Origin of the sequence: Halorubrum sp. AS12 (genome assembly GCF_051122765.1) — an archaeon.
Lineage (GTDB): Archaea > Halobacteriota > Halobacteria > Halobacteriales > Haloferacaceae > Halorubrum > Halorubrum trapanicum.
In genome coordinates this window covers 1,309,889-1,321,253 of the sequence record NZ_CP185385.1, presented here as the reverse complement: position 1 = coordinate 1,321,253, position 11,365 = coordinate 1,309,889, and the positions used below count along the sequence as shown (strand labels likewise).

11 protein-coding genes and 1 pseudogene are annotated in these 11,365 nt (G+C 75.3%); 2 read left to right on the top strand and 10 right to left on the bottom strand.

What is annotated here, in order from left to right:
• Positions 1 to 93: 93 nt before the first annotated feature.
• On the bottom strand, positions 94 to 762 hold the full coding sequence (gene npdG / locus ACODNG_RS06685) for an NADPH-dependent F420 reductase (protein ID WP_434522937.1): 669 nt from the start codon (positions 760 to 762) through the stop codon (positions 94 to 96).
• Positions 763 to 911: 149 nt separating this feature from the next.
• Here npdG and ACODNG_RS06680 point away from each other — a divergent pair, with 149 nt between their 5' ends.
• Both ACODNG_RS06680 and ACODNG_RS06675 read left to right on the top strand, forming a co-directional pair.
• Positions 912 to 1,217, top strand: a complete 306-nt coding sequence (locus ACODNG_RS06680; RefSeq protein ID WP_434522936.1) for a MazG-like family protein — start codon at positions 912 to 914, stop codon at positions 1,215 to 1,217.
• A 116-nt stretch (positions 1,218 to 1,333) separates the two neighbouring features.
• A complete protein-coding gene (locus ACODNG_RS06675; RefSeq protein WP_434522935.1) occupies positions 1,334 to 1,993 on the top strand; it encodes a helix-turn-helix domain-containing protein in 660 nt (219 codons plus the stop codon).
• Between the two features lie 32 nt (positions 1,994 to 2,025).
• Here ACODNG_RS06675 and ACODNG_RS06670 read toward each other — a convergent pair whose 3' ends face one another.
• The 9 genes and pseudogenes from ACODNG_RS06670 to ACODNG_RS06630 all read right to left on the bottom strand — a co-directional run bounded on the left by ACODNG_RS06670 (position 2,026) and on the right by ACODNG_RS06630 (position 11,340).
• Positions 2,026 to 3,588, bottom strand: a complete 1,563-nt coding sequence (locus tag ACODNG_RS06670; RefSeq protein WP_434522934.1) for a cobyric acid synthase — start codon at positions 3,586 to 3,588, stop codon at positions 2,026 to 2,028.
• 16 nt (positions 3,589 to 3,604) lie between these two features.
• The gene (locus ACODNG_RS06665; RefSeq protein WP_434523071.1) at positions 3,605 to 4,372 is read right to left on the bottom strand and encodes a cob(I)yrinic acid a,c-diamide adenosyltransferase; all 768 of its coding nucleotides are present in this window, start codon (positions 4,370 to 4,372) and stop codon (positions 3,605 to 3,607) included.
• 3 nt (positions 4,373 to 4,375) lie between these two features.
• A pseudogene (locus ACODNG_RS06660) lies at positions 4,376 to 5,143 on the bottom strand (adenosylcobinamide amidohydrolase); the annotation flags it as partial.
• Positions 5,136 to 6,185: a threonine-phosphate decarboxylase CobD gene (gene cobD / locus ACODNG_RS06655; RefSeq protein ID WP_434522933.1), complete on the bottom strand. Its 1,050-nt coding sequence runs from the start codon at positions 6,183 to 6,185 to the stop codon at positions 5,136 to 5,138. The pseudogene ACODNG_RS06660 and the gene cobD, both read right to left, overlap by 8 nt.
• Complete coding sequence (locus tag ACODNG_RS06650) at positions 6,182 to 6,910, bottom strand: NTP transferase domain-containing protein (RefSeq protein ID WP_434523070.1); 729 nt, start codon at positions 6,908 to 6,910, stop codon at positions 6,182 to 6,184. Before ACODNG_RS06650 ends, cobD begins: the two co-directional genes overlap by 4 nt.
• Complete coding sequence (locus tag ACODNG_RS06645) at positions 6,910 to 7,737, bottom strand: adenosylcobinamide-GDP ribazoletransferase (RefSeq protein WP_434522932.1); 828 nt, start codon at positions 7,735 to 7,737, stop codon at positions 6,910 to 6,912. The genes ACODNG_RS06650 and ACODNG_RS06645 overlap by 1 nt, the downstream gene beginning before the upstream one ends.
• Entirely contained in the window at positions 7,734 to 8,891 is a 1,158-nt protein-coding gene (locus tag ACODNG_RS06640; protein ID WP_434522931.1) for a CobD/CbiB family cobalamin biosynthesis protein, read from the bottom strand. Before ACODNG_RS06640 ends, ACODNG_RS06645 begins: the two co-directional genes overlap by 4 nt.
• Entirely contained in the window at positions 8,888 to 10,222 is a 1,335-nt protein-coding gene (locus tag ACODNG_RS06635; protein ID WP_434522930.1) for a cobyrinic acid a,c-diamide synthase, read from the bottom strand. The genes ACODNG_RS06640 and ACODNG_RS06635 overlap by 4 nt, the downstream gene beginning before the upstream one ends.
• Positions 10,219 to 11,340 carry a nicotinate-nucleotide--dimethylbenzimidazole phosphoribosyltransferase gene (locus ACODNG_RS06630; RefSeq protein WP_434522929.1) on the bottom strand — a complete coding sequence of 374 codons (1,122 nt, stop codon included), beginning with the start codon at positions 11,338 to 11,340 and terminating at the stop codon, positions 10,219 to 10,221. Before ACODNG_RS06630 ends, ACODNG_RS06635 begins: the two co-directional genes overlap by 4 nt.
• Positions 11,341 to 11,365: the final 25 nt, after the last annotated feature.

Sequence of the window (11,365 nt, the reverse complement as noted above, 5' to 3'; positions counted from 1 at the left end):
GAGCGGCGACCGTCCCCGCCGCTCGGTCCTATTTATAAGCCATACTGAACGCCCAGCTGTTCCTTTATAAGCAACCCCCGCCCAGAACGACTTCTACTGGAACCGCACGCCGAGGTCGTGGAGGCCGTCGTTGTTCGAGGCGACGTTGATGAGCAGCGGCGTCAACCCCTCTATTTCGGGTGCGTTGGCGATCCCGCCGGCGTCGAGCGCGCGCAGTCCCTCGATCCCCTCGGCGACGTCCGCGACCGTCCGCTTCGCGTCCGCGTCGTCGCCGATGACGAGCGTGTCGACCCCGAGGTCGGCGTCGAGGTTCGCCAGCCGCGCGGCCGCAAGGTTGTGGAACGCGCCGACGACGGCGACGCCCTCCGGCGCCGCGTCGGCGACGATTTTCGTCACCGAGCCGGCCCCCGGCTTGTGGTAGTGGAACCCCTCGTCGTCGCGTTTTATCCCGGTGGCGGGCGAGACCAGCACGTCGCCGTCGTCGAGCGCCCCCGCGACCGCCTCGACGGTGTCCCCGACGTGGTACGGCGGGACCGCGAGGACGACGATCCGGGCGTCGGCGGCGACCGCGGCGTTCTCGCCGCCGGTCACCGCGGCGTCGAGGCCGCGGCTCTCCAGTTCGGTCGTGTACTCTGCGGCCTTGTTCTCGGCCTTCTCGGCCTCCCGCGAGCCGACCGCGACCCGGTGGGGCGTGTCCGCCGCGAGCCGGAGCGCGAGCCCCTCGCCGATGTCGCCGGTGCCGCCCAAGATGGCGATTCTCATACGATCCGTGCGGTCGCTCTCGTCTTAGGGGTTGCGCGACCGGCCGTCCTCGCCACGGTCGAAGCCGACGCTCTCGCCACGGTCGATGCCGACGCCCTCGCCGCGGTCGAAGCCGGGAGTTTCTTGGCCGAACGCGCGGAGCGACGCCCATGGACGAGCAGGACCGCGTCGCCGCGTTCGTCGATGAGTACGGACTGGAGACCGACCTCGCGTACCACGCCCTCGACTTAGAGAGCGAGGTCGGCGAGATCGCGAAGGAGGTAACGACCTCGACCGACTACGGGCGCAACCCGAACGCCGCCGCGATCGCGACCGACGAGATCGGGGACGCGCTGTTCGCGCTGCTCGCGCTCGCCGAGTCGGCCGACATCGACGCCGACGCGGCGCTCGACGAGGCGCTGGCGAAGTACGAGGCGCGGATCGAGTCGTCCGGGGACCCCGGCTCCGGGCAATAGCGGCTCCGAGACCGGACCGGAATCGATTTGGATCGATTGGCCGGGGACGCTTCCGAATTCCCGCGCGCTGAGACCGAGGAACGGCCCTTTTGCCGTCCCGTTCGACGTTTTAACCGATGCCCGACGGAATTCGCGTCGGACTCGCGGTCCACGGCGCCGCGGGGTGTCCGGTGGCCGCGCTCTCGGCGCGCCGGGACGAACCCGTCACCGACGTGGCGTGGACGCGCAGCGACGGCTCGATCACCGAGGAGTTCCGGGTGCGCGACCCGGACGCCGTCGAAGAGACGGATCTCCTCCCTGACGCCGCGTCGGTCGTCGACCTCGGCGACGAGCGCGTCTACCGATACCGGACCGGGGGCGGCACGGCGGAGGCGGGCTGCGCCTGCGCGGCCATCGAGTCGCTCGGCGTGCCCGTCGCCGACGCGCGCGCCGAGGACGGCGCGCTGCTGCTCACGCTCCACCTCCCCGACCTCGACCGACTGCGCGAGGCGGTCGCGGCGCTCGACGACGTCGCCGACCGCGTCGCCGTGCGGTACCTGATCGAGGGCACCGCCGACGAGGCGACGACGGACCGGACCGTGGTCGACCGCGGCCGGCTCACGACCCGCCAGCGCGAGGTGCTCGCGACCGCTCACCGGATGGGGTACTTCGAGCGGCCGCGCGGGGCCAACGCCGAGGCGGTTGCGGCCGAACTCGACATCGCGCCGGCGACGTTCGCCGAACACCTCGCGACCGCCCAGCGGAAGCTGCTCGACGAGGCGCTACCGGAGGGGTGAGTCGGTCCCGCGGCCGCCCGCGGATCGCGTTTTTACGTCCCGTACTCGTCGAGACCGACCGCGGCCAGATCCACGTGGTCCGCGACGAGGTCGGCCGCGCGCTCGTACGGGGACCGGTCGCCGATCGCCGCGTCCGGGCGCGTCCGACCCGCACTCGCGAACGCCGTCTCGACGAACGCGTCGCGCACGGTCTCCGTCTCGAAGAGGCCGTGGAGGTAGGTTCCGAGGACGCGCTCGGTGGCGACGCTCGCCGCGCCGAGCGGCTCTGTCGCGAGCGGCGGCTCTCCCTTCTCCTCGTCGAGAAGCCGCGTCCGGCCGGCGTGGATCTCGTAGCCGGTCGCGCGCCCCTCGGCGCCCGCGATCGGGCCGACGCCGTCGACGGCGCAGGTGACGCGCTCGACGCGCTTCTCCGCCGAGAACTCGGTTTCGATGGGAAGGAGTCCGACCCCCGGGACCGTCTCGCGGTCGCCGACCCCCTCGACGCCCGCGTCGACGAGGCGCTCGCCGAGGAGCTGGTAGCCGCCGCAGACGCCGACCACGGGTCCCTCGAACGCCCGCAGCACCTCGTCGAACCCCGCCTCGCGGAGCGCGAGCAGGTCGTCGACGGTGTTCTTCGACCCCGGAAGGACCACCGCGTCGACCTCGTCGAGCGCGGCGTCGAGCGGCAGGTAGACGACCCGGACCCCCGGCTCGCGCGCCAGCGGCTCTAAGTCGGTGAAGTTCGAGATGCGCGGGAGTCGCGGGACGCCGACCCGGACGGTCTCCTCCTCGGGAACGCCGTCGTCGGCGCCGAGGACCCCCTCGTCGCCCCCGACGTCGTCGCTCCGGCTCTCGCCTCCCGTCGCCGCTGCGTCCGGCAGCGAGAGGCTGTCCTCCGCCGGAAGCCCCGGATCGTCGTGCGGGACGACGCCGACGACCGGGACCCCGGTCCGCTCCTCGATCTCGGCGATCCCGGGTTCGAGGATCTCCGGGTCGCCGCGGAACTTCGTAATGACTGCGCCGGCGACGCGCTCGCGGAGGTCGTCGGGGAGCAGTTCGAGGGTTCCGTAGAGGCTCGCGAACGCCCCGCCGCGCTCGATGTCGACCGCGATCAGGATCCGCGCGTCAGCGAACCGGGCGCACTCGACGTTCGCGAGGTCGCGGTCGCGGAGGTTGATCTCGGCGATGCTCCCCGCGCCCTCGGCGACGATCACGTCGTGGTCCGCCGCCAGTCGCTCGTGGGCCGCGACGGCGGCCGCGCGAGCGTCGTCCCAGTGCTCGTCGTAGTACGCCGACGCCGGGGCGTTCGCGACCGCCTCCCCGTCGACGATCACCTGGCTCTCGCCGCCGCCGCGGGGTTTGAGCAGGACGGGGTTCGCGTCCGTCGTCGGCACCGTCTCCGCCGCCCGCGCCTGGACGTGCTGGGAGACGCCGATTTCGCCCCACTCGCCGTCCGGCGCGAGCGCGACGCGGGCGTTGTTGCTCATGTTCTGAGCCTTGTACGGCGCGACCGAGACGCCCCGTCGGGCGAGCAGCCGACAGAGTCCGGCCGCCAGCGTGCTCTTTCCGACGTGGCTCGCGGTGCCCGCGATAAGGACGGTGTCGGCGTCGGTCATGTGTCCGCCGTCTCGCTCACGGTCTCGAGTACTCCGTCCCCCGGCGGGCGCGCTGTCCGTCTTCGAACGGGTGCGCGACCTTCCGGACGTTCGAGATTAGATCCGCGACGCCGTCGAGGTAGTCGGGCTCCGCGTGGCTCCCGGTGAAGACGAGTTCGAGACCGTCCGGCTTCGATTCCGCCAACTCGACGATAGCCTCGGCGTCGACCAGGCCGCGATCGACGGCGTACAGCAGCTCGTCGAAGATCAGCATGTGGACGCCGGCCTCCGGGTCGCCGTCGAGCGGGAGCGGCTCGGTCAGGTCGGCGTCGGCCGCGCCCGCGACGAGCGCCTCCGCGCGCTCGAAGGCGGCCGTCGCCTTCGCCTCGTGTTCGCCGTCGGCCGAGCCGTCGAGCAGGCCGTGCCAGCCGTAGTGGCCGGCGTTCTCGTAGGAGAACCCCGGCACGGCCGAAATCGCGTTGTACTCGCCTCGGACGCCCTCGACGCTGTCCGCGCCCCCCTTCATGAACTGGAGCATGTGGACGCGGTAGCCGTGCCCCGCGGCCCGGAACCCCATCCCCATCGCCGCGGTGGTCTTCCCCTTGCCGCCGCCCCAGAACGCCTGAACCAGCCCGAACTCCTCGGGCGCGGCCGGCTCGATCGGCTCCGGCTCGGGGGCCGCGCCGCCGCCCGGAGTTCGGGCGGCGGGATCGTCGATCGTCGGTGTCCCGTCGTCGGTGGGCGTCCCGTCGTCGGTCGATGCCTCCGCTCCTTCCGCGTTCGAGTTGTTGTGGTTCGTTGTCATGGATTCGAAAACCTCCGCCCGCTCGTCGGTGACGACGCCGTGTTCGGCGTCGCCCGCCGACGCGGGCACGTCGCCGTCCGGGTACCGCGACCGCAGGCTCGCGCGGACCGCGTCCCGGACGCAGGCGCGGGCCGCTCCGCCGACCGCCGTGGCGCTGCCGGAGAACTGGGTCGGCTCGCCGTCCGGATCGTCGGCCACGACGACCGCGTCGCTCGTCGTCCCCGGTACCCCGGCCGTCGCGAGCAGCGTCGCCGCCTTCGCCTCGGCCGCGACCGCGACGAGGTTCGCCGCGGCGCCCGGCGCGAGCCACCGCGTCGTCCCGACGATCAGGTTTACCGTTCCGGGGTCCGGCCGCCCCTCGGTACGCCCCGTCGCCTCGCGCGACTCGGCCGCGTCCGTCGGCTCCACCGGCAACGTCGCGGGGTTCGACAGCCCGACAGTCGCGTACACGACGACGGGACCGAGCCGCGCCCCTCGGGCGTGAGCCATCGAGACGCCCGTGAACAGCGTCGGCGGGGCGTCGCGGTCGACTGCCGCCGTCTCGGCCGGGCGGCTGCTTCCGGCCTCCGCGTCGCCGTTCGCGGCGAACCCCGCCCGCGCCAGCCGCTCGTCGCGGTAGGCCGCGAGGTCGGTCCGGTCGAACTCCTCGGGAACGCTGACGTTGTACGCGGCCGCCCCCCGCGACCGTCCGCCGTCCCAGCCGGTCGAGAGCCAGCGCGTCCCCGGCCGTCGGAGCCGTAGGACGCCCTCGCTGACGGTCGCGTCAAACATCGGCGCCATCACCCCGATTCCCGCCTTCGTCGGCATCGACGCCCAGCGCCGCGAGGAGTCGGTCGTTCTCCGCCGGGCGGCGGACGGCGACCCGCACATGCGAGTCGAGTCCGCGGAAGGACCGCGCGTCCCGGACCGCGACGCCCCGGTCGCGGGCGCGTTCGACGACGCGGTCGACGTCGCGGTCGCCGACGTCGACGAGGAGGAACGGCGCCTCGGAGGGCGACACCTCGTAGCGCTCGGCGAGCGCGGCCCGCATCCGTTCTCGCTCCCGCCGGACGCGGTCGCGGGTCTCGCTGACGAACTCCTCTTGCCGGAGGCAGTACTCGCCGGTCGCGAGCGCCGGGGCGCTCACGTTCCACGCGCGGCGGGCGCCCCGCAGCGCCGCGCCGAGGTCGCCCGTCGCGACCGCGAAGCCGGCCCGAATCCCGGGCAGCCCGAACAGCTTGGTGAGCGCCCGCGCGACAACGACCCCGTCGGTCCCCGCGAGCGACTCGCGTTCGGTGAACCCGAGGAACGCCTCGTCGACGAGCAGGACGGTCCCGGCCGCGCGACAGCGCGCCGCGAACGCGAGCAGAGCCTCCCGGTCGTAGCCGGTTCCGGTCGGGTTGTTCGGCGTGCAGACGACCGCCAGCGCGTGGCCGCTCGGGTCGGCGTCGAGGACGCGGTCGGCCTCGACGAACGCCGGATCGCCCCCCTGAAGCCGGACCTCGCGGGCGTACTCGCCGAAGCTCGGCGCCGGGAGCAGGGCGGTGTCGCCCGGGTCGACCGCGAGCGCGACCGCGGCCCGGATCGCCGCCAGCCCGCCCGGCGTCGGCACGACCTGCTCCGGGTCGCAGTCGACGTAGTCGGCGGCGGCCGCCCGGAACGCGGCCGGCGGCTCCGGCGGGTACGTCCGCGCCGTCTCGAACGCAGCCCGGTACACGCGCTCGACCCCGTCGGGGACCTCGGGGTTCGTGTTCGCGCTGAAATCCAGCAGGTCGGGGTCGTCGCTGCTCCCGTGCGGCTCGCGACCCAACGCCGCCGCGCGCTCCCGGTTCACGGCGACGCACCCCCTTCGGAGGCCGCGTCCTCGTCACGCGGACCGAGCCAGTCGATCCCGCCGCTCGGGAGTTCCGGGGCGTCTCCGTCGCCCGCGAGGATCCGCTCGGCCAGCCGGCGGTCCCCGGGACGGTTCACGTTGACGGCGAGGCGCGCGTCGCGCGTCGCGCGGACGGCCTCGTCGCCCGTGCCGTCGAGCGCGCCGACGACGTTGATCCCGGCGGGGACGCGGTCAGCGCCCGAATCGTCGCTGTCCACCTCGTCGCCATACCGGGTCGCGGTGTCGGCGCTCGCGCCCAGTTCCCGCTTTCGCGCCGCGGGCACCCGAACCGCCAGCGCGTCGGCGTCGGCCGCGGCGTGGGCGTCGAGCACCGCGTCGACGGCCGCGCCGTCGAGCAGCGGGAGGTCGGCCGCGAGGGTGAGCGTCGGCGCCGTCGGTCCCGCGGCCAGCGCCGCCCGGAGGTCCGCGACGTACCCCTCGCCCGGCGTGTCGACGACGACGAGTTCGAGCGACTCCTCCGCCGGCCCGTCCCCGCCGTCGCCGTCCCGCCGCGCGATCAGTCGCTTGCGCGTCCGCGGTGTGTGTGGTGAGACCGCCGCGTACGCGGTTTCGACCCGGCTCGCGGCGAGGGCGTCGAGCGCGCGCTCGACCATCGACCGCCCGGCGACCGGCGCGAGCGGCTTCTCGCCATCGCCGCCCAGCCGCGTGCCGCGGCCGCCGCACATCACGAGAGCGTCCACGCGATCACCCCCGCGTGGAGCGCGGCCACCCGCGCGATCTCGGTCGTCGCGCCGAGCACGTCGCCGCTGATCCCGCCGAGGCGCGCACGCGACCATCGACGGACCGCGACGCCGACCGCCGCGGCGGTCAGCAGGGCGACCGCGCCGGGAAGGAGCCGGGACCACGCTCCGAGCGCGGCCGGCGCGGCGAGCGCGACGACCGGGAGCAGCGCCGACGGACCGACTCGCCCGGTCAGCGAGGAACCGAGTCCCTCGTGGGCGGCGTCGCCGACGCAGACGAGCGCGGCGGTCGCCGTCCGAGCGCCGACCTCCGCAGCGACGACGAGTCCGACCGCCGCTCGGACCCCGTCGGTCGGAGCGACGCCGGCCGCTCCGCCAGTCGGACTGAGGCCGCCCGTTCCGCCGGAGCCGGCCGCCGAGACGAGTGCGAGCGCGCCGGTCGCGAGTCCGAGGAGGGCGAGGGCGAGCGCGGCCGTCCCGCCGACGCCGAGCGCCGAGTCCCGGAGGACCGCGCGCCGGTCGTCGGGACCGCCGTGGACGACTGCCGCGTCGCCGAGGTCGGCGACGCCGTCGAGGTGGGTAATGCCGGTCGCGCCGTACACGACGCAGACGGTCGCGAGCGCCGTCGTCGGCGCCGGTATCACCCCGGTTGCGCCGGCCGCGATCGGGAGAGAGACGACCCCGCCGACGAGGTAGCCGACGACCGGGAACGTCCAGGGGGCGCCCGCGAACGCCTCGAACGCGTCCTCGTCGCGGCCGACCGGGAGCCGCGTGAGGAACCCCAGCGCGCCCCGCAGCGCGGCGACGGTCACGGTACCACCCCGAGCGCGGCGGTCGCGCTCCCGGCGTCTCCGACGACCGTGGCGAGCGCGAGCAGCCAGCCGGCGCCGGCCGCGGCCGCGACCCCGCCCGCGGCCCGGACGAGTCGAACCCCGGCGCGGGCTGTCGCGGGCGTCGGCGGTTCGGCTCCGCCGTCGAGGACGTACGCGCCGGGCTTCTCCAGGCGGACGCCGAGCGCGACCGCCGCGGTCGCCATCGGCCAGCCGGAGTTCGGCGACGACGGCTCGCGGGCCAGCGGTCGCGCGCGGCGAAGGATCCGGGGCGACCGCGCCGCGACCGCGAGACAGACGGCGCTGGCGCGCGCCGGCAGGTACATGACGGCGTCGTCGAGGCGGGCGCTCGCGCGGCCCGCGGGCTTCGAGCGATAGCCGAGCATCGAGTCGAGCGTGTTCACGGCCTTCGACCACCCCGCTGCGGCGACGCCGAGCGACAGCGTAAACGCGGTCTCCGCGGTCGACCCCCCGACGCCGCCGGCGCTCCCGGCCGCGAGCGCGTCGCCCCCTGCTCCCCACAGCTCGGGCCGCGCGAGGAGCGCGACGCCGACCGTCGCGCCCGCGACGAACCAGCACAGCGGGGCGACCACGCCGTCCGCGAGGTTCTCGGCGGCGCTCTCGACCGCGGCGCTCCGAATCTCGGCCGGTGACAGGGAGTCGGTGTCGCGGCCGACGAGCGCGACGGCGGTCTCGCGGGCGGCCTCGGGATCGGTCTCGGTGAGTTCGACGGTCTCTCCGGCGACCGCGGCGAGCATCCGGGGGCTGACCGTCAGCGACAGCGCCGCGCCGGCGACGAGAATGGTCGCGACCGTCGCGGCGGCGGGACCGAGTCCGACAGCAGCCGCAGCGACCCCTGCGACCGCGACGACTCCGCCGAGCGCGACCGCCGCCGCGAGCGGGAGGACGGCGGCGATCGCGACGCCAGCCGCCTCCGGGCGGTTCCAGTCGCGGTCGAGCGGGGCGACCGCCGCCCCGAACAGCGCGACGGGGTGGACCCGGCGCGGCGGCTCGCCGACGGCCAGGTCGAGAGCGAGGGCGACGACGAGCACGGCCGACGCGGCGAGGGCCGCGACGACCGGGGGAACCAGGGCGGCGGCCGCGGTCGGTGCGACCGCGAGAACCGACGCGATCACGACCGGATCCCGTCGAGGAACGCGTCGAACGCCCCGCTCTCGGCGTGGACGTGACAGTACGTTCCGAGGGTGCGGTGTTCGGTCAGTCCCTCCCGGTCGCCGTCGATCCCGGTCCCGCGCTCCACGTCGAAGGCGAACCGGGCGTCGGACGCGACGTCGGCCGCGGAGTAGTGGAACTCGTGGCCGCGGAGCCGGTCGCCGCTCCCCGCCGTGAGCGTGTCCCGTCGGGCGCGGAGTTCGACGTGGTCGAGCGCCTGATACCGGTCGCGGCGCTCGACGCTCGCGGGGAGGGCGCCCGCCATCTCGTAGGTGTCGCCGTCGGCGGTCGTCAGCGTCTCCGCGAGCGCCATCAGCCCGCCGCACTCGCCGAGGACCGGGGTTCCCTCGGCCGCGGCGGCCGCGATCGACCCGAGCGCCGGTCCGTCCTCCAGCGCCTCGGCGTGTAGCTCCGGGTAGCCGCCGGGGAGGTAGACGCCGTCGCAGGGCGGGAGGTCGTCGCCGGCCGCGGGCGCGAAGGGGACCACGGTCGCGCGCTCGCGGAGGCGTTCGCGGGTCGCCGGGTAGACGAACCGGAAGGCGGCGTCGTCGGCGACGGCGATCCGCGGGCGGTCGTCACGGTCGTCGCGACCCTCACGGCCCCCAGTCTCTGCGGGCGACTCCGTCGCTCCCGCGGTCGGCTCGCGCGCGATATCGAGCAACCGATCCGTTCGGAGGGTCTCGGCGGCGTCGTCGAGCACCGCCTCGTCGATCGGGGCCTCCTCGCCCATCCGGAGTCCGAGGTGTCGGTCGGGAATCTCCAGCCCCTCGCGGGGCGGGATCCGCCCGCAGTAGTCGAGCGAGTCGGGGAGCGCCTCGCGGATCCCCGACTCGTGGCGGCCGCCGTGCGCCCGCTGGGCGATCACGCCCGCCACGTCGAGGTCGTGTTCGGTCCGGTCGGCGTAGGTCGCGAAGCCGAGCGCGGTCGCCGCGACGCTCTCCATCCCGGCGCTCGCGTCGACGACGAGGACGACCGGGAGGTCGAGCGCGGCGGCGACGCCGGCCGTGCTGGCGGCGCTGCCGTCGTACAGCCCCATCATCCCCTCGATCACGCAAACGTCGCCGTCGCCGCGGGCGTAGTTGCGCCGGAGGCCGTCGGTCCCCTGAAGCCAGGGGTCGAGCGTCCGCGACGGGCGACCGGTGACCCGGGCGTGGTGGCTCGGGTCGATGAAGTCCGGTCCCGCCTTCGCCGGCTGGACGGTCTGCCCCGCGTTCTCGAACGCGCGCAGCGTCGCGAGCGCCGCGACCGTCTTGCCGACGCCGGAGGCCGTCCCGGCGAGGACGACGCCCTTCACCGCGCGTCCCCTCCGTTGTGCGGCGCCGAACCCCCCGCGTTCCCCTCGCCTTCCGGGCACTCGGCGAGCAGGCGGTCGGTCACGGCGGCGATCCGCTCGCGGACGGTGGCGTCGGCGACGCCCGCCCGCTCCGCGAGCGCGAGCGCGCCGCCCATGCCGACGCCCTCCTTCGCCTCGCCGCGAGCATACGCCGCCATCGCCGGGTTGTCGCTCTCGTCGAACCCGGGATCGGCCGCCGCCAGCCGCAGGTCGAGGTCGGCGGCGAGCGCGGGGAGGTCGGCGGTGGGGTCGTCCGCGACCAGCGACGTGGTCGCCAGCGGGAACGGGCGGTCGACGCCGGCGTGTCGGGCGAGCGCCGCCGCGGCCGCGAGCTGGGTACCGCCCGCGAGCGTGACGTCGATGTCGGCGTCCGCGCAGCCGGCGATCAGCCCGGCGACCGCCGCGAGGACGGGGTCGCCGGCCAGCCGGACCGCCTCGGTCGGGTCGCCCGCGGCGTCGCCCGGTTCGAGACCGCTCGCGTCCAGCGCCTCGGCGACGACGCGGCGCTTGCGCTCGATCGGGTTCGCCGGCAGCGACGAGGAGACCGCGGCGCGCTCGCCGAGCGCGGTCAACACGCCGAGCGCGGTCGTCGTCCCGCCGGGGATCGTCTCGGCGACGAGCAGCTCGGCGTCGCCTCCCGCTTCACCCTCGCCGTCGCCGTCCGGACCGCTGTCGCCGTCGACTGCGGCGAGTTCGGGCGCCATCGCGCGGGCGCGCTCGAAGACGGCCGCCGCCTCCGGGACCGGCTCCGGGTCACGGATGTCGCCGCCCGGAGCCGCACCGACGTCGCGGACGGCGGCCGCGGTCGGCGCTCCGAGTCCGGCGTCGAGGAACTCGACCGGGAGCGACCCGGGACCGAGCAGCTCGCGGACCGCGCGGGTGACGACCGCGGGCGTCGGACAGCCGGTCGGACTCACCGGCACGGGCGAGTCCGGCGCGGGGCGCCCCGACTCGACGATCTCGAGGTCGGCGCTCGGCGTGTGGACCCGGAGGTCCGGATCGGCGCCCGCGGCGCTGATCCCGTCGATCGCGGCCGTCGCGGTCGTCCCCCCGACGACGATCAGTTTCACGTCTCCCACCGGGCACCCCCTCCGTCGAGTCCGC